Here is a 25303-nt window from a genome sequence, read left to right on the forward strand (position 1 = left end):
AGATGAAGACTCAAGGAGGGGAGGCCAGTCAGGGCAATCGCGGCGTCGCGCTCCAGTGGAGCTTTCCGCGCAGCATGGCGAAGTAACTGTAGCCTTCGGGGTGCATAAAACGCACCACCTTGGGCGAACGCGTGAGCCGGACGATGTCGCCGGCATGCGCATCGAAACGCGTCTGGCCGTCGAAGTGGATGCGTGCGTCGTGCGGAGAAAGCAGCTCGATCTCGATCCGGCAGCTGTCTGGCAGCGTGATCGGCCGCGCGGTAAGGGCGTGCGGACACAGAGGCACGAGGGCGATACCGCCGACGGTAGGGTGCAGGATCGGCCCGTTGGCGGACAACGCGTAAGCGGTGGATCCGGTCGGGGTCGTGATGATCATGCCATCCGAACGCTGCGTGTACACGTATTCGCCGTCGATCGACAGATCGAACTCGATCATGCGTCCGAGATCGCCCTTGTTCACGACGACATCGTTGAATGCGAGGGTGTGAAACACCCGCTGGCCGCCGCGGACGACTTCGGCGTCGAGCATTGTGCGCGCTTCTTCCACGTAGCGGCCGTCGAGGATTTCGGCGAGCTTGCTCAAGGCCTCCTTGCGCGGGATGTCGGTCAGAAAGCCCAGCCTGCCCTGGTTGATGCCGACCAGCGGGACGGCATGTTCGGACAACCGGCGGGCGGTATTCAGCATCGTGCCGTCCCCCCCGAGCACCACTGCAAGATCGGCCTGAGCGCCAATCTCGTCATAGGTCACGGTGGCGAATTCCCCGACGAGTCCGATGGAACTTGCAGTACCCTGCTCGATCCATACAGCCAGCCCCCTTTCACGCAGGAAACTGGCTATCGAAAGGACCGCGCCAGCAACGTCCGGGCTCTGGTACTTGCCGATCAGGGCAACGGTATTAAAGCTGTGGCTCATGCCACGGATTAAACCACAATCGCCGAGAACCTTGGCAGAGGCGCCGGCACTTCCATAGAATCGGGTAAATAACCTCGTACCGTCATGAAACCGCTCGACCCGCGCTCCCAGATCCTGCTCAAGACCTTAATCGAACGCTACATCGTGGAAGGGCAGCCGGTGGGCTCGCGTGCGCTGTCGCGTTATTCGGGCCTCGAACTTTCGCCCGCAACGGTGCGCAACGTGATGAGCGACCTCGAGGAGATGGGCTTCATCGCGAGCCCCCACACTTCGGCCGGCCGCATTCCGACGGCACTCGGCTACCGCTTCTTCGTCGACTCGCTGCTGACCGTGCAGCCGCTGGAGCAGGCGCAGTTGCGCGAACTCAAGGGGCATCTGCAGCCCGACCAGCCCCAGCGCCTGATCAGCTCCGCGTCACACCTGCTGTCCGAGCTGACACAGTTTGCGGGAGTCGTCGTTTCACCGCATCGCGACCTGATCAAGATCCGCCAGATCGAATTCATCAGCGTGTCGGAAAACCGCATCCTGCTGATCATCGTCACGACGGCAGGCGACGTGCAGAACCGCATCATCCATACGCGGCGTTCATACTCGCCCTCCGAGCTGGTCGAAGCGGCGAACTATCTCACCGAACACTGTGCCGGACTCGGGTTCGACGATATTCGCACGCGCATCCGGGCAGAACTGAAGCAGTTGCGCAGCGACATGAGCGAGCTGATGAATGCGGCGGTCGAAACCGGCAGCGCCGCCGCAGAGGACGACAGCGCCCGCTACGTGCTGTCGGGTGAGACCAACCTGCTCGACGTCGAGGACCTGTCATCGAACATGGCGCGGCTGCGCGAGCTGTTCAAACTGTTCGAGCAGAAGACCGGACTCATCCAGCTCCTCGACCTGTCCAATCGCGCCCAGGGGGTGCAGATCTTCATCGGTGACGAATCGGGACTGGCGCAGCTCGACGGCTGCAGCGTCGTGACCGCCGGTTACGAAGTCAACGGCCGCATCGTCGGCTCGGTCGGCGTGATCGGACCGACGCGCATGGCTTATGATCGCGTGATTCCCATCGTCGACATCACGGCTCGCCTGCTCTCGAACGCACTATCGAACGCGAACTGAACGGCGCACCGCAATCACACAAGGATCAGCATGGCCCGTTACTGGCCTGAACCCGCCTGGAAACACGGCACGGTCGCACGCACAGGCGTATTGCTCGTCAACCTCGGCTCCCCCGCGGCACCCACCGCCGCAGCCGTTCGCCCATACCTCAAGCAGTTCCTGTCCGACCCGCGGGTCGTCGAGATCCCCGCCCCGGTCTGGTGGCCCATCCTCAACGGCGTCATCCTGAACACCCGCCCGCGGAAGTCCGCGGCGAAATACGCGACGATCTGGATGGACGAAGGGTCACCGCTGACGGTGCATACCGAGCGGCAGACGAAGCTGCTTGCCGGCTACCTCGGCCATTGCGGCATCACCGGGCTGCAGGTTGAATGGGCGATGCGCTACGGTTCGCCCTCGGTGCCGGACGTACTGAACCGAATGAAGGCTGAAGGCTGCAATCGCATCCTGATCGTGCCGATGTATCCGCAATATGCCGCCAGCACGACGGCAAGCGTACTGGACGAAGTCGCGAACTGCTTCGCGCACTGGCGCAACCAGCCCGAAATCCGCTACGTGCGCAGTTTCCACGACCACCCGGGCTATATCGCGGCGCTCGCCCAGAGCGTGCGCGACCACTGGATGAAGAATGGCGAGGGCGACAAACTGGTCATGAGCTTCCATGGCATCCCGCGGCGATCGCTCGACTTCGGCGACCCCTATCACTGCGAATGCCACGTTACGGCACGCCTGCTCGCCAGGGAACTCGGGCTGACGGACGACCGCTGGCAACTGACCTTCCAGTCGCGCTTCGGCAAGGCCGAATGGCTCAAACCCTACACCCAGCCAACGCTCGAAGCGATGGCGCGCCAGGGCACGGAACGCGTCGACGTGATGTGTCCGGGCTTTCCGGCGGACTGCCTGGAGACGCTCGAGGAGATCGCGATGGAATGCCGCCATGCGTTCCTGTCGTGCGGCGGGAAGGAATTCCACTACATCCCGTGCCTGAACGAGCGTGACGACTGGATCAAGGCGCTGACCGACATCGTGCGCGACAATCTCGGCAACTGGCTGACCCGCCCGCCCGCGGGCCCACAGGACCTCGCCGCCAGCGCCCAGCGCGCGCGCATTGCGGGAGCGACGTGCTGACGATGAATCCGCCCCTCAAACTCGCTCTGCGCTGGCTGCTGAACGCGCTCGCACTGATGCTCCTGCCCGAAATCATCGATGGCCTGCGGGTGGAGAGCTACACGGCCGCGCTCGTGACCGCGCTGCTGCTCGGCCTGATCAATGCACTGATCCGGCCGCTGCTGATCCTCATCACGCTGCCGATCACCGTCCTGACACTCGGCCTGTTCACGCTGATCATCAACGCATTCCTGTTCTGGGGAGTCGCGGGACTCGTCAGCGGCGTGCATGTCGCCGATTTCTGGACCGCATTCTGGAGCGCCCTGCTCTACAGCCTGCTCACTTCGATCGTCAATATCGCGCTCGCCGACTAGGGGGATGCCCGCGTCCGTCTGGCAATGCGCTCGACCAGCCTCTATCTGCGGGACGACGGCACCGCTGGCACCGTCAGCCAGATCGCCCTGAGCGTATAGGCCTGGCGTAACCGGCGCTTCAGTCCTCGACCAATTGCAGGTCGAGCCCCGAGGCGGTGAACTTGCCGGCCATTGCCGGCTCGCCGTTTGCCGAAAGTTCGCGCAGCGCCTCGCCAAGGCGCCGGACGGCGATCGTCGCCAGCATCGCACGGAACAGCTCACGCAGTTCATCCGTCGCGAGCGCCAATGCGGAAGGATTGACCTCGAGATAGGTCGTCGAATTCACCGAAGTGACCGTCGTCATGTGACGATGTCTGACGCCATCGAGCCACGCGATCTCGCCGAACACCTCGCCCACGCCGAGTTGGCTCACACGGCGGCCATCGACCGACACCTCGACCTCGCCGTCGACGACGATGCCGAAGCGCTGGTCCGCGTCGCCCTCGCGAATGAGCGTGGTCCCGCAATCGACGACGCGCCACACCGAAATGCGCAACACCTCCCACAGCTCGACATCATCGAACTCGGTGAAGAATGCCAGCTTGCGCAACAAGGAGAAGCGGCTGGTGTCGGGCGGCACATAGGTGTCGTCGACCAGCTGATAGCGCACGGCCGAGAGTTCCTTGGCAAACTCGGCGCCGTTCTTGTAGCGGGAATACAGATCCTTTTCGAGGGACTTGCGGATCACGGCATCTATCTGCTCGGGCAGCTCGGGATTGAGCTGCGAGACACGCGGCGGGTCGGCATTGATGATCTTGTAGATCAACTGCGCAGGGTTGCTCGCCCTGAAGGGCAGGCGTCCGGTGAGAAGATTGAACAGCACGACCCCGAGCGAATACAGGTCGGTCTTCTGATTGAGCGGATAGCCCTTGATCTGCTCCGGGCTCATGTAGGCCGGCGAGCCGACCCCCATGATGAAGGTTGAGTCCGACTCGACCTTCTTGCTGATGTTCAGCGCGAGACCGAAGTCGGTGATTTTGACGTTGTCCTGGTCATCGACGAGGATGTTCGCCGGCTTGATGTCGCGATGGACGATACCCTGCCGATAGGCGTAATCGAGCGCCATGCAGCATTTGAACACGATCCCGATTGCCCGATGGACGGGCAGCAGGTGCTCGAAGCTGCAATAGCGCTCCAGCGACTCCCCGGGGAAATACTCCATGACGACGTAGGCCTGCTCCGCTTCGATCACGACGTCGTGCACGTGAATGATGTGCGGATGATCGAGGCGCGTCGAAACAGCCTTTTCCGCCTTGAGCAGCTTCAGCAGCCGTCGGTTCCACTTCGACTCGTCCTTCGACTTGTCGTTGAAACGTATCAGCTTGAGGGCGACCGGCACCGGCCAATCGGCGGACTCCGCCATATAGACGATCGCCGTCGCACCGCGACCCACTTCCTTCACGATGCGGTACTTCCCGATTGTCAGCGGCATCTCGCTCATGTGTGATCCGGACCCAGCATCTCGCGCGGCCTTGGAACCCGTGCGAAATTCAATCCTGACACACGCGGGGTGCATGGGCAACCCGACAAACTTTTTGTCACCATGCCCTTGAAACCGGAACACCCGCCCCCATCTCCCGCCCGTCGAACGAACACAGGGAGTTCCACCCCATGCAGGAAAACAAGCCCTCCGCCGAGGCCCCCGAAGAGCTGCTGCAGGCCACCGCTGAACAATCCGGCGATGCGCCCCTGGACGACGCCGCCTCCGAGGCCGCGGGCGACACGATGCCCAGCCTCGAGGAATTGCTGCGCCAAGCCGAACTGAAGGCTGCCGAACATCATGATGCCTGGCTGCGGGCCAAGGCCGAGGCCGAGAACATCCGGCGGCGCGCGCAGGAAGACATTGCCAAGGCCTCGAAGTTCGCGGCGGAAAAATTTGCGAATGCCATGCTGCCCGTCAAGGACAGCCTCGAGGCTGCCCTGGCGACCGACAAGCAGACGATCGAAAGCCTGCGTGAAGGCGTCGAGCTGACGCTGAAACAACTCGCCGCTGCCTTCCAGAGCGCCGGCGTGACCGACGAAAACCCGGTCGGCAGCAAGTTCGACCCCAACCGTCACCAGGCCATCGCGATGGTCGAGGCCGACGGCGAACCGAACACTGTGGTGAGCGTGCTGCAGAAGGGCTACCTGCTGCACGAGCGCGTGCTGCGTCCGGCAATGGTGACCGTCTCCAAGGGCAAGAGCGCCTGAATTCGGCCGCCACTTGAAATCGGCGACGACATCCCTAACTAACTGACAACGCAATACGGCAAGCCGAGGCCCTCAGAGCGGAGCGAATCGCCCGCCTCCCCGGCCTCACCCTCAACCGAAAGGAACTGACATGGGCAAGATCATCGGCATCGACCTGGGCACCACCAACAGCTGCGTTTCCGTGATGGAAGGCGGCAAGCCCAAAGTCATCGAAAACTCCGAAGGCGCACGCACCACCCCCTCGATCGTCGCATACGCGGACGACGGCGAGATCCTGGTCGGCGCGCCGGCCAAGCGCCAGGCGGTCACGAACGCGCGGAACACCCTGTTCGCGGTAAAGCGCCTCATCGGCCGCCGCTTCGAGGAAAAGGAAGTGCAGAAGGACATCGACCTGATGCCCTTCACCATCTGCAAGGCCGACAACGGCGACGCTTGGGTCGATGTGCGGGGCAAGAAGATCGCCCCGCCGCAAGTCTCGGCCGAAGTGCTGCGCAAGATGAAGAAGACTGCCGAGGACTACCTCGGCGAGGAAGTCACCGAAGCCGTCATCACCGTCCCTGCGTACTTCAACGACAGCCAGCGCCAAGCGACCAAGGACGCCGGCCGCATCGCCGGCCTCGAAGTCAAACGCATCATCAACGAACCGACTGCAGCCGCGCTCGCCTTCGGCATGGACAAGAAGCCGGGCGACTCGAAAATCGCCGTGTATGACCTCGGCGGCGGCACCTTCGACATCTCGATCATTGAGATCGCCGACATCGACGGCGAACACCAGTTCGAAGTGCTCGCCACCAACGGCGACACCTTCCTCGGCGGCGAGGACTTCGACCAGCGCCTGATCGACTACATCGTCACCGAGTTCAAGAAGGAACAGGGCGTCGACCTCAAGAACGACGTGCTCGCGCTGCAGCGCCTGAAGGAAGCGGCCGAAAAGGCCAAGATCGAGCTGTCCTCGTCGCAGCAGACCGAAGTGAACCTGCCCTACATCACCGCCGACGCGACCGGCCCGAAGCACCTTGCGATAAAGATCACCCGCGCGAAATTCGAATCGCTGGTGGACGACCTCGTCCAGCGCACGATCGAACCGTGCCGTATCGCGCTCAAGGACGCGGGCGTGAAGGTCTCCGACATCGACGACGTGATCCTCGTCGGCGGCATGACGCGCATGCCCAAGGTGCAGGAGAAGGTCAAGGAGTTCTTCGCGAAGGATCCGCGCAAGGACGTGAACCCGGACGAAGCGGTCGCGGTCGGCGCCTCCATCCAGGGTGGCGTGCTGCAGGGCGAAGTCAAGGACGTGCTGCTGCTCGATGTCACCCCGCTGTCGCTGGGCATCGAGACTCTGGGCGGCGTCATGACCAAGCTGATCCAGAAGAACACCACGATCCCGACCAAGGCCTCGCAGGTGTTCTCGACGGCCGACGACAACCAGAACGCCGTGACCATCCATGTCCTGCAAGGCGAGCGCGAGATGGCCGCCGGCAACAAGAGCCTCGGCCAGTTCAACCTGTCCGACATCCCGCCGGCGCCGCGCGGCATGCCGCAGATTGAGGTCACCTTCGACATCGACGCGAACGGCATCCTGCACGTCTCGGCCAAGGACAAGGCCACCGGCAAGGAAAACAAGATCAAGATCCAGGCCAACTCGGGCCTGTCGGACGACGAGATCCAGCGCATGGTGCAGGACGCCGCTGCACACGCCGAAGAGGACAAGAAGGCCCACGAACTGGTCGACGCGCGCAACCAGTGCGACGCGCTGGTGCACTCGGTGAAGAAGTCGCTCACCGAGTACGGCGACAAGATCGATGCCGACGAGAAGGGGAAGATCGAAGCCGCGATCAAGGACGCCGAGGAGTCGCTGAAGAGCAACGACAAGGCCACGATCGAAGCCAAGACCCAGGCGCTCGCGATGGCCAGTCAGAAACTCGGCGAACAGATGTACGCCCAGACCCAGGGCGCCGAAGCCGGTGCTGCGGGCAGCGCAGGCGGCTCGTCGGGGGGCTCGAAGGCGGCCGACGCCGACGTCGTGGACGCCGAATTCACCGAAGTCAAAGACAAGAAGTGATCGCTCGCCGGGCGGCGAGATGATGGCCGAGCCGACGCCGGAGCAGTCTTTCCGGCAGGCTCGGCCTTTGCATGACAGGGAGGCCCGCGCGGCCACCCCAGCCTGAGCGACAGGAAATGGCAACGAAACGGGATTACTACGACGTACTGGGCGTCAATCGCGACGCCGCGGACGACGAAATCAAGAAGGCCTACCGCAAGCTGGCCATGAAGCACCATCCGGACCGCAATCCGGACAACAAGGACGCCGAGGACAAGTTCAAGGAGGCCAAGGAAGCCTACGAGATCCTCTCCGACGCGCAGAAACGCGGCGCCTACGACCGCTACGGCCACGCCGGCGTCGACCCCTCGGCCGGAGCGGGTCCCGGTGGGCAGGGCTTCGACGGTTTCGCCGATGCATTCTCCGACATCTTCGGCGACATCTTCGGCGGAGGAGGAGGCCGCGGTCGCTCGAATGTCTACCGCGGCGCGGACCTGCGCTACAACCTCGAGATCTCGCTGGAAGAAGCCGCACGCGGAGCGGAAAAAACGATCCGCATCCCGACCGTGGAAGAGTGCGACACCTGCCACGGCAGCGGCGCAAAGCCGGGCACCCAGCCCAAGCCCTGCCCCACCTGCGGCGGCGCCGGCCAGGAGCGCATCCAGCAGGGCTTCTTCTCGATCCAGCAGACCTGCCCGAAGTGCCACGGCACGGGCCGCATCATCCCCGACCCCTGCCGCGACTGCGGCGGTGCCGGTCGCGTGAAGCGCCAGAAGACGCTGGAGGTGAAAATTCCCGCCGGCATCGACGAAGGCATGCGCCTGCGCCACGCCGGCCACGGTGAGCCCGGTGTCAATGGCGGCCCCCCCGGCGACCTCTACGTCGAGATCCACATCCGCCAGCACTCGGTGTTCCAGCGCGAACACGACGACCTGCACTGCGAGATGCCGATCAGCTTCACCACCGCCGCGCTGGGCGGCGAGATCGAGATCCCGACGCTCGAGGGCATGGCACGCCTCAAGATCCCGGCAGAGACACAGAGCGGGCGGGTCTTCCGCCTGCGCGGCAAAGGCATCCGCAACGTGCGCTCGCAAGCGCACGGCGACCTGCTGTGCCATGTCGTCGTCGAGACGCCGGTGAACCTCACCGAGCGTCAGAAGGAACTGCTGCGGGAATTCGAAGAAGTGTCGCGCGGCGATGCCGATCGCCACAACCCCAAGGCCAAGTCCTGGATGGACAAGGTGAAGGAGTTCTTCGGCGGCTGATGCCGCGCACGGATCGGCCGCACGCCGGGGAAAACCGGCGCCGCGGCCGATCCGGCACCGTTTGAATCCGGCGATTGCCCCCCGCATCGCGGGGCGCAATCGCCTCAAGTGCTTACGCGCGCCGCCACAAGGTACCGTGTGGCGTGTCCTCGAGCGCGATGCCCCGCGCCAGCAGGTCGGCACGAATCCGGTCCGCCTCGGCGAAATTTCTCGCCTTCTTGGCCTGCACGCGCTGCTCGATCAGCGCCTCGATCTCCCCAGCTTCGTCACTCCCCGCTTCCGAAGTGCCGCGCTGAAGGAAGGCCAGCGGATCGCGGCCGAGCAGGCCGAGCACTCCGCCCAAGCCCTTCAGTTGCGCTGCCATGGCCGCGGAACCGTTGCGATTCGCGTCGTTCGCGAGATCGAACAGCACAGCGACCGCCTCGGCGGTATTGAAGTCGTCGTCCATCGCCTCGCGGAAGCGCCGCGCGTGCGCCTCCTCCCAGTCGATCGGCGCATCCGCCGGCGCGACGTTGCGCAGCGCGGTGTACAGGCGCGTGAGCGACTGGCGGGCATCCTCGAGATGCGCATCCGAGTAATTGAGCGGGCTGCGATAGTGGGCGCGCAGAATGAAGAAGCGCACCACCTCGGCGTCGTACTTCTTCAGCACGTCCCGAATCGTGAAGAAATTGCCGAGCGACTTCGACATCTTCTCGTCATCGACGCGAACGAAGCCGTTATGCATCCAGTAGTTCACGAAGGTGTGGCCATGAGCCCCCTCCGACTGCGCGATTTCGTTTTCGTGGTGCGGGAACTGCAGGTCCTGTCCGCCACCGTGGATGTCGAAATGCTCGCCGAGCAAATCCGAGCTCATCGCGGAGCATTCGATATGCCAGCCGGGGCGCCCCTCACCCCACGGCGAGGCCCACCTCACCTCCGCCGGCTCCTCGGTACGCGCATGCTTCCACAGCACGAAATCGAGCGGATCGTTCTTGTCGCCCGCAATCTCCACGCGTTCACCGGCACGCAACTCATCCAGCGACTTGCCCGACAGCTTGCCGTAGCCCTCGAACTTGCGCACCGAGTAGCACACGTCGCGGTTCTCGGCGACGTATGCGAGCCCCTTGTGGCGCAAGCGCTCGATCAGCGACTGCATCTGTCCCACGTACTCCGTCGCACGCGGTTCGTGGTCGGGTCGCATCACGCCGAGCGCATCAGCATCCTCGTGCATCGCCGCGATGAAGCGGTCGGTCAACGAACGGATCGACTCCCCGTTCTCACCTGCACGACGAATGATTTTGTCATCAATATCCGTAATGTTCCTGACATACTCAAGACCGAACCCGCTCGCCCGCAGCCAGCGCGCGACCATGTCGAACACAACCATCACGCGGGCATGACCTAGATGGCAAAAATCATACACAGTCATGCCGCAGACATACATCCGAACCTTACCGGGCTCGATCGGAACGAAGATTTCTTTCTTTCGCGTCAGTGTGTTGTGGATCTGAAGCATGGCATTTTCCGCAAGGCGGCACAGAAAGACAGCATTCGACGGGACAGATTTCCGCGCACGGTCGAACGGCGAGCCGAAAAGCGTCGGTGAGGACCGCAGCCTTCGCACCGGGTCCGCTGGCCCGCCGTGATGCGACTCCCGTTATTTGATAGAATGTCGTGTTAAATCCGCGTGGATCAACGGAAACCGAGCAATTCTAACACAATGAACATGCGACCCAATTCCGCCCTGGCCGTGATGGCCCTCATCGTCGGCCTCGGCGCAGCTCCGTTGCTGCACGCGGCCGACAACGTCGCCCAGATTCAATCGCTCGTGAATCAGGGCCAGCATGCGCAGGCGCTGGCAATGGCCGACCGGGTGCTCGCGGGCAATGCCAAGGAACCGCAGGCGCGCTTCCTCAAGGGAATCGCCCTCACCGAGCTCAACCGCCAGGACGAAGCCGTCGCGGTTTTCCAGAAGCTCACCGAGGATTTCCCCGAACTGCCGGAGCCCTACAACAACCTTGCCGTGCTGTACGCCCAGCAGCGCCAGTACGACAAGGCGCGTGCGGCCCTGGAAATGGCGATCCGCACCCACCCGAGCTATGCGACCGCCCACGAGAACCTCGGCGATGTCTACGCACGCCTCGCGAGCCAGGCCTACGACAAGGCCCTGCAACTCGACTCGGCCAACACGGCTGCACAGTCCAAGCTCGCACTGATCCGCGAGATGATGTCCTCCGGTTCGCGAACCCGTGTCACCGGACAGGGGGGACAGTCGCGCACCGCCGCAGCTTCGGCTCCGGCCGCAATCCCCGTCCCTGCACCGGCCGCAGCGCCGGCCGCAGTCGCCGGCGCGCCCGCGCCATCCACGCCGGCTCCGGTCGCGCCGGCCGCCGCCACGACTGCCCCTGCGGCCAAGCCGGCGGCACCTGTCGCGGCGCCGGCCCCTGCGGCGGCCTCGACGGCCCCGGTGGCATCGCCCGCCCCTGCGGCGGCACCCACACCCCGCCCTGCAGCGCCGGAACCCGCAACCGTCGCGGCAGCCGGTTCCAACGCCGAGCGCGAAGCACTGCAGACGGTCGAAGCCTGGGCCAAGGCGTGGTCGCGCAAAGACGTGAAGACGTACCTCGGCTTCTACGACAAGGAGTTCCGCACCCCGGGCGGCGTGTCCCGCAAGGCTTGGGAAGACGAGCGCGAACAGCGCGTGGGCAAACCCGGCCGCATTGCCGTCGACATCGAGAAACCCGACGCGAAGGTGGACGGCGAAGTGGCAACGGTACGTTTCCGTCAGAACTATGAGTCTGCAGGCTTCACTTCCAGCACGACCAAGACGCTCGAACTCGTCAAGCGTAACGGTTCGTGGCGCATCCGCCAGGAACGCGTCGGAGGATGACGGAAATGCCCCTCGGACGGAAACCGTTCGCCCGACTGCTCGCCACCCTGGCCGTGGCGACTCTGCCACTCGTGGCGACCGGCGCACCGGCTCCGCGTGGCATCTCCGATTCCGGTCCGGATGCGTCGCTCGAATACGTCTTCACCGAAATCGAAGCGAACCGGCTCGACGCGGCACTCGAAAGAACCGAGGAGGTGCTGCGCGCCTACCCCAATTTCCGGCTTGCCCATCTGATCAAGGGCGACCTGCTGCTGGCCCGCTCCAAGCCGATCTCGACGTTCGGCAATGCACCGGCACCCGCAGAACGGGTCAGTGAACTGCGCGATGAAGCCATTGCGAGGCTGCGTGCCTATCGCGAGCGTCCCGCGGCGGCGACCTACATCCCGCGCTATCTCCTGCAGATGGGTCCGGACCAGCGCTTTGCGGTCGTCGTCGACACCAAACGCGCACGTCTGTACGTATATGCCAACGAGGGCGGAAAGCCGCGCTTCGTCGCCGACTACTACATCAGTCATGGCAAGGCCGGCACGGACAAGCGCGTCGAGGGAGACAACAAGACGCCGCTCGGCGTGTATGAAGTGACCTCCTTCATCGAGCAGGCAAAACTGCCGGATCTATACGGCATCGGCGCCTTCCCGATCAATTACCCAAACGAGTGGGACCGACGGCTCGGACGCACCGGACACGGAATCTGGCTGCACGGAACCCCGAGCAACACCTACGCCCGGCCGCCGCTGTCTTCCGAAGGCTGCGTCACGCTTGCGAATCAGGATTTTCTCAAGCTTTCGAACTTCGTCCAGCCCGGACTCACGCCGGTGATCATCAGCAACGACATCGAATGGCTGTCGCTGGACGACTGGCAGGCCGAACGCCGCAACCTGCAACTGGCGATCGAAGACTGGCGCCGCGACTGGGAAAAGGCCGGCGAGGTGGGCCGTTACCTCTCGCATTATTCGAAGGACTTCCGCAGCGACACCCAGAATTTCGCGGAATGGTCGGAACAGAAACGCAAGGTCGCGGCTAGCCGCCAATGGATCAAGGTGCGCCTCGACAAATTGAGCATGTTCCGGAATCCCGGGCGAGACGACATCGTGGTCGTGACCTTCGAGCAGGACTACCGCAGCGACGACCTGTCCGACCGTGTCCGCAAGCGCCAGTACTGGCTCAAGGAAGGCGGTCGATGGAAGATCGTCTATGAGGGCAAGGCCTGAGGGCCGTCCGACAATTTCACTCCCGAACGGAAGCTCGACATGAAACGCTTTTTCGCAAGCCTGTTCCTCTTCGTCTGCTGCACCGTCGCACAGGCCGCCAATCCCGTCATCGAAATGCGCACCAATCAGGGCACGATCCTCCTCGAACTATTTGCGGACAAGGCGCCCAAGTCGGTCGAGAACTTCCTCGAATATGCGAAGAGCGGCCACTACAACGGCACGATCTTTCACCGCGTCATCGACGGTTTCATGATCCAGGGTGGAGGCTTCGACGGCTCGATGAGCCAGAAGCCGACACGCGCACCTATCGAGAACGAAGCCAAGAACGGCCTGCGCAACGAAACGGGCACGCTCGCAATGGCACGGACCTCCGCCCCCCATTCCGCCACCTCCCAGTTCTTTATCAACCTCATCGACAACAGCTTCCTCGACTACCCGTCGCGCGACGGCTGGGGCTATGCGGTGTTCGGCAAGGTCACGAGCGGCATGGACGTCGTGCAGAAGATCGGCAAGACGCGCACCGGTGTCGTTGGCGGCATGCCCAACGTCCCGGCCGAACCGATAGTCATCGAATCGGTCCGCCTCATTGAGGCTGCCAAGACCGGTCAAACCAAGTAACGAGCCCCAAGGAGCCCCACATGGCAGTCAAGCTTCATACGAATCACGGCACGATCACCCTCGAACTCGACGCCGACAAGGCACCCGAGACGGTCAAGAACTTCCTCGACTACGTCAGCGCGGGCCACTACGACAACACCATCTTCCATCGCGTGATCAAGAACTTCATGATCCAGGGCGGCGGTTTCGAGCCCGGCATGAAGCAGAAGCCCACCGGCGAGCAGATCAAGAACGAGGCCGACAACGGCCTGAAGAACCTCACGGGCACGATCGCAATGGCCCGCACCCAGGCGCCCCACTCCGCCACGGCCCAGTTCTTCATCAACGTCGTCGATAACGACTTCCTCAATTACCGCGCACCGGACGTCCAGGGCTGGGGCTACTGCGTGTTCGGCCGCGTCACCGAAGGCATGGACGTCGTAAACAGCATCCGCGCGGTGCGTACGGGTTCGAGCGGCTTCCACCAGGACGTGCCGGTCGAGGACGTCATCATCGAACGCGCCGAAATCGTCTGATATCGACGGGCCGACCCGCTTCAAGCACCCCTACGCGCATGTCGGCCCTCTTCATCGCGGATCTGCACCTCTCGGAGCACTGTCCGGACAACACCCGCGCTTTCCTCGGCCTGCTTGCAGGGCAGGCGCGCGGGGTTGATGCCCTGTACATCCTCGGGGATCTGTTCGAGTACTGGGCCGGCGACGACGATTGCGGCATCCCGCTGAACCGCGAGATCGGAGAAGCCCTTGCGACACTCGCCGCGCGGGGTACGCGGATCGGCTTTGTCGCAGGGAATCGCGATTTTCTCGTGGGCGAAGACTTCGCGCGTCATGCGGGGCTGACCATCCTTGCCGATCCCACGGTGCTCGATCTCGATGGCCGGCGGGTGCTGATCACCCATGGCGACAGCCTCTGCACCGATGACCATGCCTATCAGGCTTTCCGTCATCAGGTCCGTTCCCCCCAGTGGCAGAGGGCATTTCTCGCACGCCCCCTCGAAGAACGCAAGCAGGTGATCGAGGGTCTGCGTCGACATAGCGAAACGGCGAAGCAGGAAAAGACTCTGGACATCATGGACGTGAACGCCGCAGCCGTGGATGCCCTGCTGCGAGCCCACGACTACCCGACGCTCATCCATGGCCATACGCACCGACCGGCACGCCATGTACATCAAGTGGACGGTCGGGCATGCGAGCGCTGGGTTCTCTCCGACTGGCGCGGAACGGCGAACTGGCTGCTTTGGGACGGAACAGAATTCCGCCCCGGCCCTTGAGAAACTCTCGCGCGTAACAAGGGGGCGCCAAGCGCGCCGCCCCCGCGACGCCTGTCAGCCCGCCAGGCCGCGTGCGAGATCCGCGCGCAAATCCTCGACCGCCTCCAGGCCGACAGCGATACGCAGCAGTCCCTCGGTAATGCCTGCCGCAGCACGCGCTTCGGCACTGATGCGCCCATGCGTCGTGGACGCCGGATGGGTGATGGTGGTCTTGGCATCGCCAAGATTCGCGGTGATCGAGATCATGCGCGTCGAATCCACGACCCGCCATGCGCCCTCACGCCCTCCGGCGACCTCGAAGCTGACGATCGCCCCGCCGGACTTCTGCTGGCGCATCGCGAGTTCGTGCTGCGGATGGGAGGCGAGGCCGGGGTAATACACCCTCTCGACACCCGCTTGCTGCTCGAGCCAGCGCGCGAGTTCGATCGCGGTCGCCGACTGTGCCTCCATGCGGATGCGCAGAGTTTCCAGCCCCTTCAGGATCACCCACGCATTGAAGGGCGAAATCGACGGTCCTGCCGTGCGCAGGAATTTCAACACTTCGTCGACGATGACTTTCTTGCCAACCACCGCACCACCGAGCACCCGCCCCTGGCCATCCAGGTACTTCGTCGCGGAATGCACGACTACGTCGGCCCCCATTTCGAGCGGGCGCTGCAGCGCCGGGGTGCAGAAACAATTGTCGACGGCGAGGATCGCACCGCAGGCATGTGCGATCTCTGCCACGGCGGCGATGTCGATGACCTCGGTGAGGGGATTCGAGGGCGTCTCGATGAAAAAGAGCCGCGTGCGCGCCTTGATCGCAGCGCGATAGGCATCCGGGTCGGTCGCGGGCACGAAGGTCGTCTCGATGCCGAACTTCGCCAGGATCGTCCCGAAGAGCTGCTGCGTCGCCCCGAAAAGCCCCATCGACGCGACCACGTGGTCACCCGCCTGCAGCGTCGCCATGGCGAGCGACAGGATCGCGGACATGCCCGACGCGGTAGCGACGCAGGCTTCGCCGCCCTCGAGGGCGGCGAGGCGCTGCTGCATCGCCGTCACGGTGGGATTCGTGAAGCGCGCGTAGACGTTGCCCTCGTCCGCGCCGGAGAAGCGGGCCGCGGCCTGCGCGGCGTTGTCGAAGACGAAGCTCGAAGTGAGATAGAGGGCTTCGCTGTGTTCATTGAACTGGCTGCGCGCGATGCCGGCGCGCACCGCCAGGGTGTCGAACTCGTATTCGCTCATGTCCGCTCAGTTGTCCTGCTCAGTTGTCCTGATTTGCGACCAGGTTCAGGTCGAGTTGCCCGCCTTCGCCATCGTCGCCCGACTTGGTCTCGCCACGCTGGTTCTCGACGCCGTTCAGGTATTCGGGCGTGATGTCGCCGGTGATGTAGGAGCCGTCGAAACAGGACGTCTCGAAGAACTTGATCGCGGGATTGACCGCCCGCACGGCGGCCTTGAGATCGGCGATATCCTGATAGATCAGTCCGTCCGCTCCGATGACCCGGCAGATCTCTTCCTCATTGCGATCGGCCGCGATCAGTTCGGCGCGGGTCGGCATGTCGATGCCGTACACGTTCGCATAGCGAACCGGCGGCGCTGCAGACGCGAGGTACACCTTCACGGCGCCGGCGTCGCGAGCCATGGTGACGATCTCGCGGCTGGTGGTACCGCGGACGATGGAGTCGTCGACCAGCAGTACCTTCTTGCCCTTGAATTCCTGCGGGATGGTGTTGAGCTTCTGGCGCACCGACTTACGCCGGGTCGCCTGGCCGGGCATGATGAAAGTGCGCCCGATGTAGCGGTTCTTCACGAACCCTTCGCGGTAGGGGAGGTTCAGCCGATGGGCCATCTCCATCGCAGAGGGACGGCTGGAATCTGGGATGGGGATCACGACGTCGATGTCCGCGTGGGGCACGACGCGCTTGAGCTTGTCGGCGAGGAATTCACCCATTTTCACGCGCGACTCGTAAACCGACACTCCGTCGATCACCGAGTCCGGACGCGCGAGATACACGAACTCGAACATGCACGGCGCTTCGACCGTCTTCTCCGCACACTGGCGGCTGCGGAAATTGCCCTGTGTGTCGATGAGAATCGCTTCGCCCGGCGCCACGTCACGCAACGTCTTGAACCCGAGCACGTCCATCGCGACCGACTCGGATGCGACGAGCCATTCATGGCCGCCGTTGACATCGTTGCGCCCCACGACGAGCGGACGGATGCCGAACGGATCACGGAAGGCCAGCAACCCGAACCCGGCGATCATCACCACAACCGCATACGCACCACGGCAACGGCGATGCACGCCCGCCACTGCGCGGAAGACGGCGTCCTCGTCGAGCTTGAAGCCCTTGGCAGCAGCCTGCAGTTCGTGCGCGAGCACGTTCAGCAGCACCTCGGAATCAGAGTTGGTGTTGATGTGGCGCAGGTCGGAGAGGAACATCTCGCGCTTCAGTTCCTCGGAGTTCGTCAGGTTGCCGTTATGGGCCAGCAGCAGGCCGAAGGGCGAATTGACGTAGAAAGGCTGCGCTTCGGCCGGATTGCACGCCGACCCCGCGGTCGGGTAGCGGACATGGCCGATACCCCAATTGCCGACCAGATTGCGCATGTTGCGGGTGCGGAACACGTCGCGCACGAGCCCGGGCCCCTTGTGCATGAGGAAGCGCCCGCCCTCCGACGTGGCGATGCCTGCCGCATCCTGTCCGCGGTGCTGCAGCACCTGCAGGCCGTCATAGAGCAACTGATTGACCGGGGATTTTGCAACGACCCCAATGATTCCGCACATGGAATAGCACCTATCTGAATCGAATCTTTGTAGCCACCACATCGGGCAGCCACGGTTTGGCAGCGATGACCGCCGTCTCCAGCGGAGGAGCGAACATTGCGTTGGACCACCATGGTTCGCGCGCAATCCCGATCAGACCGCCGAGCAGCACCACCGCGACGGCGATGGCAATACCGCGGGCGACACCGAACAGCGCGCCGAACACCCGGTCGGCAGTGCCGAGCCCAACCGCCTTGAGCAGCTCGCGCAGCAGGAAACGCAACAAGGCAGCAAGCATCAGCACCGCGACGAAGATCAGCGCAAATCCGGCGATCTGGCGCCAGGCCGGTTCGACGATCATGCCGCCGAACAGCACCGCCGCATCGCCGGCGTAGCGCCAGGCTGCAAAGAGCGCAACCGCCCACGCGAGCAGCGCGATCACCTCGCTTACCAATCCGCGCCACATGCCGATCGCCGCCGACAAAGCGAGAACTCCGAGGAATGCGTAATCGAATACCGTCATCGCAGGAATCTGCGCGTGCTCATTTCGGCACGACCGAACCGCTCAATCCACTCGCCCGGACCCGCTGGGCAGCTTTTTCGGCATCATCGCGCCCGCCGAATGGTCCGACCCGCACGCGCGTCATCGCGCCGACCTTTTCAGTGTAGGCTGCGAAACCCCGCCTTTTCAGGTCTGCCGCAATCGACGCGGCCTTGCCGCCGTCACCAAAGGCGCCGATCTGGACGACGAAACTGCTTGCCGCTGCGGAGGCGGAAGGCACGGCGGGTTTGCCTTCGAGAATGGCCAAGGCACGAGCGCTGTCGGTTGTGGCGATCTTCGCCGCCGGCGATGGCGCCGTCTTGAGGGGCTCGACCGCAGAGCTTGCCGGTCCTGCGCCCCTTGGTACGTCGGTTGCGGCGGGGGCAGGAGCCGGGCGTTGCGGAGGCGGCACGCCTGCCGCGACTTCCTGCCTTGGCACCTCGGAGGAACCTGAAGCAGGCGGCTGCTCCTCGGGCGGAGGCGCAAGTTGCAGGTCGGGATCTCGCGCCGAGCGCCCTGCAATGGGGCGCGACAGGGTGTTGTCGGCCTCGCGGTCGGGAATCGTGACCTGGATATCCTGCGCCGGAGCACTCGGCTCCTGATCCATCACCATCGGGAGGATGATCGCTGCGAGCAGCGCCAGAGCAGCCGCTCCCACCAAGCGGCGCCTGGCGCGCTTCTTGAGTTCGACGTTGTCGCTATCGGTCACGCGGAGCCTCAATGACGAGCGGCGCGGGCGAAAGCCAGCACATCCGCGACCGTCAGGAATGAGCCAAAGGCTACAATTCTATCACCCTCGCCTGCAGTTTTCCGGGCGGCCGCATAGCCCTCCGCCGGGCTCTCGAATCGCTGGATATCGCCTCGCACCCCGACACTGCGCAGGCGCTGCTCGAGACGCTCGGCGCTAAGCCCGCGCGCCCCGGGGAGGCTCACCAGCATCCAGTGATCGACGCGATCCTGGATCAGCTTCACAACACCTTCGACGTCCTTGTCCGCGAGCATGCCCAGGACCGCCCAAGTTTCCGGGAAAAAGCCCATGTTGGACAGGTTCTCGGACAGCACGCCCGCGGCCTGCGGATTATGCGCGACGTCGAGCACCACCGAGGGCCGCCCCGGCAACACCTGGAATCGCCCGGGCAGTTCGACGAGCATCAGCCCCTGGCGGACCGCCTGCATGGACACGGGGATCCGCTGTCGCAGCATTTCGAGCGCCATCAGCACTGCCGACGCGTTCAGGAGCTGGTTGGCCCCGCGCAGGGCAGGATAAGCGAGCCCCCCTCGACGCGCGCCGCCCTTGCTCCACCAGGTCCATTGGGTACGGTCGCCGCTGAATCCGAAATCCTCGCCAACCAGCTTCAGGTCGGCGCCGATCGCGCGTGCATGGTCGACCAGCGTGGCGGGGGCCATCGGATCGGAACAGATCGCCGGACGCCCCGCGCGGAAGATGCCGGCCTTCTCGAAGCCGATCTTCTCCCGCGTGTCGCCCAGCCAATCCATGTGGTCCAGCGCGATGCCGGTCACGATCGCGCAGTCGGAGTCGATCGCATTTACCGCATCGAGGCGCCCACCGAGGCCGACTTCGAGGATCACGACGTCGAGCGGCGCACTGGAAAATGCCCAACAGGCGGCGAGCGTACCGTGCTCGAAATAGGTCAGCGGGGTTTCGCCGCGCGCCTCCTCGACTGCGCGAAAGGCGTCGGCCAGCATCTGGTCATCGACTTCGCGTCCGTCGATGCGCACGCGCTCGTTGTAACGCAGCAAATGCGGGGACGTGTAGCAGCCGACGCGGTATCCGGCAGCGAGCAGGATCGCCTCCAGCATCGCGCAGGTCGAGCCCTTGCCGTTGGTGCCGCCGACGGTGATCACCACGGCATCGCTGCGCACGTCGAGCGCGTCGCGCACGCGGGATACGCGATCCAGGCCAAGCTGGATCTGGACCGCATGGCGGCTTTCGAGCAGCTCGAGCCAGCCGCTCAGGGAATCGGGAAGATGCATGAAGCGGAACGGAAATCAAACACCAATGGCGGGCTGACGCGTGAGTAGGGTCAGAAGTTCGGCGACTTTCGAGCGCATTTCACGCCGATCGACGATCATGTCGATCGCGCCTTTTTCGAGCAGGAATTCGGAGCGCTGAAACCCCCCTGGCAGGGTTTCACGCACGGTCTGCTCGATCACACGCGGACCCGCGAAACCGATCAGGGCGCCCGGTTCGGCAATCACGACGTCGCCCATGAAAGCGAAGCTGGCAGATACCCCCCCCATCGTGGGATCGGTGAGGATAGTGAGGAACGGCAGCTTGCGCTCGGCGAGCTGCGTGATCGCAGCCGTCGTCTTGGCCATCTGCATCAGCGAGAAGAGCCCCTCCTGCATTCGGGCGCCGCCGGTGGCGGTGATGCAGATAAAAGGCAGGCGCTGCTCCAGCGCAGCCTTTGCGCCTCGCACGAAGCGCTCACCCACGACAGATCCCATCGATCCGCCGAGGAAATCGAACTCGAAGCAGGCGACCACGACCGGCACGGTCAGGATGGAGCCCTGCATCACGACCATTGCGTCGGCTTCGCCGGTATCGTCGTTCGCCGCCGACAGACGCTCCGTATAGCGCCGCGAATCCTTGAATTTCAACGGATCAACCGGGACGACCTCGTTACCGATCTCGAAGCGCCCTTCCGCATCGAGCAGCAGGTCGAGCCGTGCCCGCGCGCGCAGGCGCTGGTGGTGACCGCACTTCGGACACACACTCTGATTGCTCTCGAGATCGGAGCGATAGAGGACGGCCTCGCACGCCGGGCACTTGCTCCACAGGCCTTCCGGAATCGACTTGCGCGCTGCACTCTCTGCACGCTTGATCTTCGGCGGCAGCAGTTTCTGAAGCCAACTCATCGCGGAGCTCCTTGGATCTGGTCGAGCGCGGCGCGCACGCCCTCAACGAAATTCTTTACCCGGGCTACCGCCTGATCGCGCGGACTGTTCTCGATTTCCTCGATGATGCGGCTGCCGATCACGACGGCATCGGCCACTTCGCCGATACGGCGGGCCGATTCGGCGTCGCGGATGCCGAAGCCGACGCCGACGGGCATGCCGACCCCTTGGCGGATCTGCGGCATGCGCGCGGCGACATCGTTGAAGTCGAGGGCACCCGAACCGGTCACCCCTTTGAGCGAGACGTAATAGATGTAGCCGCTGCCTATCGTCGCGACCTCACGGATGCGCTGTTCGGTGGAAGTCGGTGCCAGCAGGAAGATCGGATCCATGCCGCCCGCCTTGAGCGTGCGCGCAAACGCTTCGCACTCCTCGGGCGGGTAATCGACGACGAGGACCCCGTCCACGCCGGCAGCGCCGGCTGCGGCGACGAACCGCTCGACGCCCATGGCCTCGATCGGGTTCGCATAGCCCATCAGGACGACCGGCGTACCGGAATTCGTCGTACGGAAGTCGGACACCAGCGCGAGGACCTTGCGCAGGCTCATCCCATTGGCGAGCGCGCGCTCGGACGCGCGCTGGATGGTCGGGCCGTCCGCCATCGGATCGGAGAACGGAACGCCCAGCTCGATGATGTCCGCCCCGCCATCGACGAGCGCATGCATCAGCGGCACGGTGAGTTCGGGAACGGGGTCGCCCGCGGTGATGAAGGGGATCAGCGCCCGCCGCCCCGAGGCCTGCAGGCTCTGAAAAACTGACTGGATTCTGGACATAAGCGGTATCGGGATGCGCGGGCCCGTGAAGGCCCGCGGAGTCAGAACTGGATGCCGGACTTTTCGGCGACAGTGTGCATGTCCTTGTCGCCGCGACCGGAGAGATTGACCAGCAGGATCTTGTCGCGCGGCAGGGTCGGCGCCAGCTTCGCGGCATACGCGAGGGCGTGGGACGACTCGAGCGCGGGGATGATGCCTTCGAGATGACACAGATTGTGGAAAGCGGCCAGCGCCTCCTCGTCGGTGACCCCGACATACTCCGCGCGGTCGCTGTCCTTGAGCCAGGCATGCTCCGGCCCTACGCCCGGATAGTCGAGACCGGCCGAGATCGAGTGGGTTTCGATGATCTGGCCGTCGTCGCTCTGGAGCAGGTAGGTGCGGTTGCCGTGCAGCACGCCGGGGGTTCCGCCGGTGAGGCTGGCCGCATGGCGCCCGGACTCCAGCCCCTCGCCGTATGCTTCCACGCCGATCAGCCTGACTCCCGCAACGTCGATGTAGGGATGGAATATGCCCATCGCGTTCGACCCGCCGCCGACGCAGGCGATCACGTAGTCGGGCTGGCGACCGGTCATCTCCGGCATTTGCACGAGGCATTCCTTGCCGATGACAGTCTGGAAGTCGCGCACCATCATCGGGTACGGATGCGGCCCGGCCACCGTGCCGATGATGTAGAAAGTATTGTGGATGTTCGTGACCCAGTCGCGCATCGCTTCGTTGAGCGCGTCCTTCAGCGTCCTGGAGCCCGACTCCACGGGAACGACCTTCGCCCCCAGAAGCTTCATGCGGTACACGTTGGCGGCCTGGCGCTTCACGTCCTCGGCGCCCATGTACACCACGCACTCCATCCCGTAGCGCGCCGCTACCGTCGCCGTCGCGACGCCGTGCTGACCGGCGCCGGTCTCCGCGATCACACGCGGCTTGCCCATGTAGCGCGCAACGAGAGCCTGTCCGATGCAGTTGTTCACCTTGTGCGCACCGGTGTGATTCAGATCCTCGCGCTTGAGGTAGATCTGCGCACCGCCGAGCACATCCGACATGCGCTTCGCGTGGTAGATCGGGCTCGGCCGGCCGACGTAGTGTTTGAGCTCGTATTCGAACTCGGCCACGAAGGCCGGGTTGTTCCGGCACGCCTCGTAGGCTGCGTTGAGCTCGTCCAGCGCAGGAATCAGCGTCTCGGCGACGAACACGCCGCCGTACGGCCCGAAATGGCCGTGCGCATCAGGAAACCGGTATGGCTTGTCAGCCGTCTGCATTGCGTACTCCAGCGACGAACGCGGCAATCCGTGCCGCATCCTTGATACCCTTGCCCGACTCCACGCCGCTGGACACATCGACAGCCCACGGCCTTACGCGGCGGACTGCCTCGGCGACGTTATCGGGATCCAGTCCACCGGAAAGGATCAGCGGCCGCCCGAGGCGCTCGGGAATCAGGGACCAATCGAAAACCTTGCCTCCGCCGCCGTAGCCTTCGACAAACGCGTCGAGCAGCAATCCGGAAGCGGACGGGTGGGAAGCCGAGAATTCTACCAGATCGACCCCCGGGCGCACTCGCGCGGCCTTGATCCAGGGGCGACCGAAGGCCGCACACAGGCCTTCGGGCTCGTCGCCGTGAAACTGCAGGAGCTGCAGCGGCACCTGTGCGAGCGCCTGCTGCACGTACGCCGGATCCGGATTCACGAAGAGACCGACCGTCGTGACGAACGGCGGCACCAGCGCAGCCAGCTCCGCGGCACGCTCGAACGCGACGAAACGCGGGCTCGGCGGATAGAAGACCAGTCCGATCGCATCCGCGCCAGCCTCGACGGCGGCATGCACGTCCTCGGCGCGGGTCAGGCCACAGATCTTGATTCGGGTTCTGGACACTCAGACGAAAGGGATACGCGGGAGCGCGATGATACGCCCTTCATCAGGCAGCGGCCAGTGCGAGGGGTACTCGACACCCGCGAGATACAGCCCGTCCGGGGAGAAAGTCATCGCTGCCCGGCTCCTGTCGCGCGACTGCAGCACTTCGGACATCCACGCTGGCGGGAAACAGCCCTTGCCGACGTACACCAGCGACCCGACCAGGTTGCGCACCATATGGTGCAGGAAGGCATTCGCCCAGAAATCGAAGACGATGTAGTCCCCGTCGCGCCTCACCTGCGCCTCGTGCATCAGTTTGATCGGCGACTTCGCCTGGCATCCGGCGGCACGGAACGCCGAAAAGTCCTGCCAGCCCAGGAGGGAACGGGCGGCCTCCGCCATCGCCGCTTCATCGAGCGGCGGATGGAACCATCCCACGCGACCGGCCAGGAGCGCAGGACGCACGGCCGAGTTGTAGAGGATGTAGCGGTAACGGCGCGAAACGGCGCAGAAGCGCGCATGAAAATCCTCGCCGACTTCCACCGCCCAGCGCACCGCGACCGGCCCTTTCATCCGGGCATTGGTACCGCGAACCCAGCCATGCAGCGAGCGCACGGATTGGGTGTCGAAATGTACCACCTGCGCCGTCGCATGGACGCCGGCGTCGGTCCGCCCGGCGCAGTGCAGTCGCACCGGGTGACCGGCCATGCCGCCGAGCGCTGCCTCGAGATGGTCCTGCACGGTCTGCCCGTGGGATTGGCTCTGCCAGCCCTGAAAGGCGTCGCCGGCGTATTCGACGCCAAGAGCAATTCTCATCGTGTCACTCCGAACCACAACGCTGCCGCTCCCAGCGCCAGTAGCAAAGCCGCCAGATCCCCCCACGCAAGGGCTTCGCGGGCAATCACGATCCTGTCGGCGCCGTTGCCATTGATACCGTCATCCTCGAGCCAGTCGCGCCACGCAGCCGCAGGTGCCGATTCCACGTAGCGTAGAACGAGCATCAAGCGTACCGCCAGCCGCTCGGTAGGGAGACCGAGCCATCCCAGAGGGCGCAGCAGGGCATGCAGACCGCCGACAAGACGCGACACCGGCAGCCCCTCCAGCAGCAACGCCACGCACAGCACGACCGCGACCAACCGCCCCACATGTTCGGCAGCCAACACCAGCCCTTCGCGACTCGGACTGAATTCGGGAAGCGCCGGCACGAGCGCCTCGCCCGGCGTAAATCCGGCGAACAGCACGAGTATCGCGAGAACAAGAAAGCGCACACGCCGCAGCAACTTGAGGCTACGCGATGGCGCAAACCGCCATCCGGCAAGCGCGCACAAGCCTGCCGCAACCGCCAGGGGCACGGGCGACAAGACCTGCAGGACGACGACGCACGCCATCCACAACACAATTACGGATCCGGAGTGCATGAAAATGAACGGGCCGCCCGACGGCGGCCCCTTGAAATGCGCGACCTGCAACCC

Annotated in this window: 25 protein-coding genes; 11 read left to right on the top strand and 14 right to left on the bottom strand. The window is 64.3% G+C overall.

Annotated features, from left to right (window positions below; genetic code table 11):
* Positions 1–28 precede the first annotated feature (28 nt).
* Positions 29–913: an NAD kinase gene (locus BW991_RS05810; RefSeq protein WP_076601158.1), complete on the bottom strand. Its 885-nt coding sequence runs from the start codon at positions 911–913 to the stop codon at positions 29–31.
* Positions 914–997: 84 nt separating this feature from the next.
* Between BW991_RS05810 and hrcA the strand changes: the two genes are divergently transcribed.
* Genes hrcA through BW991_RS05825 form a run of 3 tightly spaced genes read left to right on the top strand, consistent with a single transcriptional unit; the run spans position 998 to position 3507 of the window.
* A complete protein-coding gene (hrcA, locus tag BW991_RS05815; RefSeq protein ID WP_076601159.1) occupies positions 998–2026 on the top strand; it encodes a heat-inducible transcriptional repressor HrcA in 1029 nt (342 codons plus the stop codon).
* 30 nt (positions 2027–2056) lie between these two features.
* Positions 2057–3154, top strand: a complete 1098-nt coding sequence (hemH, locus tag BW991_RS05820) for a ferrochelatase (RefSeq protein WP_076601160.1) — start codon at positions 2057–2059, stop codon at positions 3152–3154.
* Between the two features lie 2 nt (positions 3155–3156).
* Complete coding sequence (locus tag BW991_RS05825; protein ID WP_076601161.1) at positions 3157–3507, top strand: phage holin family protein; 351 nt, start codon at positions 3157–3159, stop codon at positions 3505–3507.
* Positions 3508–3625: 118 nt separating this feature from the next.
* On the opposite strand, the gene BW991_RS05830 is transcribed toward BW991_RS05825, so the two are convergent.
* A complete protein-coding gene (locus BW991_RS05830; RefSeq protein ID WP_076601162.1) occupies positions 3626–4987 on the bottom strand; it encodes a serine/threonine-protein kinase in 1362 nt (453 codons plus the stop codon).
* 170 nt (positions 4988–5157) lie between these two features.
* On the opposite strand from BW991_RS05830, the gene grpE reads away from it, so the two are divergent.
* The 3 genes from grpE to dnaJ all read left to right on the top strand — a co-directional run bounded on the left by grpE (position 5158) and on the right by dnaJ (position 9042).
* On the top strand, positions 5158–5736 hold the full coding sequence (gene grpE / locus BW991_RS05835; protein ID WP_076601163.1) for a nucleotide exchange factor GrpE: 579 nt from the start codon (positions 5158–5160) through the stop codon (positions 5734–5736).
* 130 nt (positions 5737–5866) lie between these two features.
* On the top strand, positions 5867–7798 hold the full coding sequence (gene dnaK, locus BW991_RS05840; RefSeq protein ID WP_076601164.1) for a molecular chaperone DnaK: 1932 nt from the start codon (positions 5867–5869) through the stop codon (positions 7796–7798).
* A 116-nt stretch (positions 7799–7914) separates the two neighbouring features.
* Positions 7915–9042 carry a molecular chaperone DnaJ gene (gene dnaJ, locus BW991_RS05845; protein ID WP_076601165.1) on the top strand — a complete coding sequence of 376 codons (1128 nt, stop codon included), beginning with the start codon at positions 7915–7917 and terminating at the stop codon, positions 9040–9042.
* A gap of 112 nt (positions 9043–9154) precedes the next feature.
* Here the strand turns inward: dnaJ and cysS are convergent, their stop codons facing one another.
* Entirely contained in the window at positions 9155–10537 is a 1383-nt protein-coding gene (gene cysS / locus BW991_RS05850; protein WP_076601166.1) for a cysteine--tRNA ligase, read from the bottom strand.
* 210 nt (positions 10538–10747) lie between these two features.
* On the opposite strand from cysS, the gene BW991_RS05855 reads away from it, so the two are divergent.
* From BW991_RS05855 to BW991_RS05875, 5 genes are read left to right on the top strand one after another with little or no spacing between them, the layout of a single operon-like run.
* Positions 10748–11911, top strand: a complete 1164-nt coding sequence (locus BW991_RS05855) for a nuclear transport factor 2 family protein (protein WP_244551621.1) — start codon at positions 10748–10750, stop codon at positions 11909–11911.
* Positions 11908–13122, top strand: coding sequence for a L,D-transpeptidase family protein (locus tag BW991_RS05860; protein ID WP_076601168.1), 1215 nt, complete (start codon positions 11908–11910; stop codon positions 13120–13122). The genes BW991_RS05855 and BW991_RS05860 overlap by 4 nt, the downstream gene beginning before the upstream one ends.
* A gap of 39 nt (positions 13123–13161) precedes the next feature.
* Positions 13162–13740, top strand: coding sequence for a peptidylprolyl isomerase (locus BW991_RS05865; RefSeq protein WP_076601169.1), 579 nt, complete (start codon positions 13162–13164; stop codon positions 13738–13740).
* Between the two features lie 20 nt (positions 13741–13760).
* Positions 13761–14255 carry a peptidylprolyl isomerase gene (locus BW991_RS05870; protein ID WP_076601170.1) on the top strand — a complete coding sequence of 165 codons (495 nt, stop codon included), beginning with the start codon at positions 13761–13763 and terminating at the stop codon, positions 14253–14255.
* A gap of 38 nt (positions 14256–14293) precedes the next feature.
* The gene (locus BW991_RS05875) at positions 14294–15010 is read left to right on the top strand and encodes a UDP-2,3-diacylglucosamine diphosphatase (protein WP_076601171.1); all 717 of its coding nucleotides are present in this window, start codon (positions 14294–14296) and stop codon (positions 15008–15010) included.
* Positions 15011–15064: 54 nt separating this feature from the next.
* Here BW991_RS05875 and BW991_RS05880 read toward each other — a convergent pair whose 3' ends face one another.
* The 11 genes from BW991_RS05880 to BW991_RS05930 are packed head-to-tail and all read right to left on the bottom strand — an operon-like array spanning position 15065 to position 25300.
* Positions 15065–16234, bottom strand: coding sequence for an O-succinylhomoserine sulfhydrylase (locus BW991_RS05880; protein ID WP_076601172.1), 1170 nt, complete (start codon positions 16232–16234; stop codon positions 15065–15067).
* Positions 16235–16253: 19 nt separating this feature from the next.
* A complete protein-coding gene (gene purF, locus BW991_RS05885; protein WP_076601173.1) occupies positions 16254–17777 on the bottom strand; it encodes an amidophosphoribosyltransferase in 1524 nt (507 codons plus the stop codon).
* 10 nt (positions 17778–17787) lie between these two features.
* The gene (locus BW991_RS05890) at positions 17788–18279 is read right to left on the bottom strand and encodes a CvpA family protein (protein WP_076601174.1); all 492 of its coding nucleotides are present in this window, start codon (positions 18277–18279) and stop codon (positions 17788–17790) included.
* Between the two features lie 19 nt (positions 18280–18298).
* The gene (locus BW991_RS05895) at positions 18299–19006 is read right to left on the bottom strand and encodes an SPOR domain-containing protein (RefSeq protein ID WP_076601175.1); all 708 of its coding nucleotides are present in this window, start codon (positions 19004–19006) and stop codon (positions 18299–18301) included.
* Positions 19007–19014: 8 nt separating this feature from the next.
* Entirely contained in the window at positions 19015–20292 is a 1278-nt protein-coding gene (gene folC, locus BW991_RS05900) for a bifunctional tetrahydrofolate synthase/dihydrofolate synthase (protein ID WP_076601176.1), read from the bottom strand.
* Positions 20293–20307: 15 nt separating this feature from the next.
* The gene (gene accD, locus BW991_RS05905) at positions 20308–21177 is read right to left on the bottom strand and encodes an acetyl-CoA carboxylase, carboxyltransferase subunit beta (RefSeq protein ID WP_076601177.1); all 870 of its coding nucleotides are present in this window, start codon (positions 21175–21177) and stop codon (positions 20308–20310) included.
* On the bottom strand, positions 21174–21989 hold the full coding sequence (gene trpA / locus BW991_RS05910) for a tryptophan synthase subunit alpha (RefSeq protein WP_076601178.1): 816 nt from the start codon (positions 21987–21989) through the stop codon (positions 21174–21176). The genes accD and trpA overlap by 4 nt, the downstream gene beginning before the upstream one ends.
* A 41-nt stretch (positions 21990–22030) precedes the next feature.
* Positions 22031–23242 (bottom strand): tryptophan synthase subunit beta, encoded by a 1212-nt coding sequence (trpB, locus tag BW991_RS05915; protein WP_076601179.1) that lies wholly within the window; start codon positions 23240–23242, stop codon positions 22031–22033.
* Positions 23229–23852, bottom strand: a complete 624-nt coding sequence (locus tag BW991_RS05920; protein WP_076601180.1) for a phosphoribosylanthranilate isomerase — start codon at positions 23850–23852, stop codon at positions 23229–23231. Before BW991_RS05920 ends, trpB begins: the two co-directional genes overlap by 14 nt.
* The gene (truA, locus tag BW991_RS05925) at positions 23853–24647 is read right to left on the bottom strand and encodes a tRNA pseudouridine(38-40) synthase TruA (RefSeq protein WP_076601181.1); all 795 of its coding nucleotides are present in this window, start codon (positions 24645–24647) and stop codon (positions 23853–23855) included. It abuts the gene before it with no gap.
* Entirely contained in the window at positions 24644–25300 is a 657-nt protein-coding gene (locus BW991_RS05930) for an energy-coupling factor transporter transmembrane component T (protein WP_244551622.1), read from the bottom strand. Before BW991_RS05930 ends, truA begins: the two co-directional genes overlap by 4 nt.
* Between the last annotated feature and the right edge of the window lie 3 nt (positions 25301–25303).

This window comes from Aromatoleum tolulyticum, assembly GCF_900156155.1.
Taxonomy (GTDB): domain Bacteria; phylum Pseudomonadota; class Gammaproteobacteria; order Burkholderiales; family Rhodocyclaceae; genus Aromatoleum; species Aromatoleum tolulyticum.

What these genes read in the sequence shown, in the direction of transcription:
- BW991_RS05860 (WP_076601168.1), top strand. Translation starts at nt 11,908, where the DNA reads ATGACGGAAATGCCCCTCGGACGGAAACCGTTCGCCCGACTGCTCGCC.
- dnaK (WP_076601164.1), top strand. Translation starts at nt 5,867, where the DNA reads ATGGGCAAGATCATCGGCATCGACCTGGGCACCACCAACAGCTGCGTT.
- accD (WP_076601177.1), bottom strand. Translation starts at nt 21,177, where the DNA reads ATGAGTTGGCTTCAGAAACTGCTGCCGCCGAAGATCAAGCGTGCAGAG.
- BW991_RS05890 (WP_076601174.1), bottom strand. Translation starts at nt 18,279, where the DNA reads ATGACGGTATTCGATTACGCATTCCTCGGAGTTCTCGCTTTGTCGGCG.
- BW991_RS05865 (WP_076601169.1), top strand. Translation starts at nt 13,162, where the DNA reads ATGAAACGCTTTTTCGCAAGCCTGTTCCTCTTCGTCTGCTGCACCGTC.
- BW991_RS05830 (WP_076601162.1), bottom strand. Translation starts at nt 4,987, where the DNA reads ATGAGCGAGATGCCGCTGACAATCGGGAAGTACCGCATCGTGAAGGAA.
- purF (WP_076601173.1), bottom strand. Translation starts at nt 17,777, where the DNA reads ATGTGCGGAATCATTGGGGTCGTTGCAAAATCCCCGGTCAATCAGTTG.
- BW991_RS05880 (WP_076601172.1), bottom strand. Translation starts at nt 16,234, where the DNA reads ATGAGCGAATACGAGTTCGACACCCTGGCGGTGCGCGCCGGCATCGCG.
- BW991_RS05825 (WP_076601161.1), top strand. Translation starts at nt 3,157, where the DNA reads ATGAATCCGCCCCTCAAACTCGCTCTGCGCTGGCTGCTGAACGCGCTC.
- BW991_RS05855 (WP_244551621.1), top strand. Translation starts at nt 10,748, where the DNA reads ATGCGACCCAATTCCGCCCTGGCCGTGATGGCCCTCATCGTCGGCCTC.
- grpE (WP_076601163.1), top strand. Translation starts at nt 5,158, where the DNA reads ATGCAGGAAAACAAGCCCTCCGCCGAGGCCCCCGAAGAGCTGCTGCAG.
- trpB (WP_076601179.1), bottom strand. Translation starts at nt 23,242, where the DNA reads ATGCAGACGGCTGACAAGCCATACCGGTTTCCTGATGCGCACGGCCAT.
- dnaJ (WP_076601165.1), top strand. Translation starts at nt 7,915, where the DNA reads ATGGCAACGAAACGGGATTACTACGACGTACTGGGCGTCAATCGCGAC.
- truA (WP_076601181.1), bottom strand. Translation starts at nt 24,647, where the DNA reads ATGAGAATTGCTCTTGGCGTCGAATACGCCGGCGACGCCTTTCAGGGC.
- BW991_RS05870 (WP_076601170.1), top strand. Translation starts at nt 13,761, where the DNA reads ATGGCAGTCAAGCTTCATACGAATCACGGCACGATCACCCTCGAACTC.
- BW991_RS05810 (WP_076601158.1), bottom strand. Translation starts at nt 913, where the DNA reads ATGAGCCACAGCTTTAATACCGTTGCCCTGATCGGCAAGTACCAGAGC.
- hrcA (WP_076601159.1), top strand. Translation starts at nt 998, where the DNA reads ATGAAACCGCTCGACCCGCGCTCCCAGATCCTGCTCAAGACCTTAATC.
- cysS (WP_076601166.1), bottom strand. Translation starts at nt 10,537, where the DNA reads ATGCTTCAGATCCACAACACACTGACGCGAAAGAAAGAAATCTTCGTT.
- folC (WP_076601176.1), bottom strand. Translation starts at nt 20,292, where the DNA reads ATGCATCTTCCCGATTCCCTGAGCGGCTGGCTCGAGCTGCTCGAAAGC.
- hemH (WP_076601160.1), top strand. Translation starts at nt 2,057, where the DNA reads ATGGCCCGTTACTGGCCTGAACCCGCCTGGAAACACGGCACGGTCGCA.
- trpA (WP_076601178.1), bottom strand. Translation starts at nt 21,989, where the DNA reads ATGTCCAGAATCCAGTCAGTTTTTCAGAGCCTGCAGGCCTCGGGGCGG.
- BW991_RS05875 (WP_076601171.1), top strand. Translation starts at nt 14,294, where the DNA reads ATGTCGGCCCTCTTCATCGCGGATCTGCACCTCTCGGAGCACTGTCCG.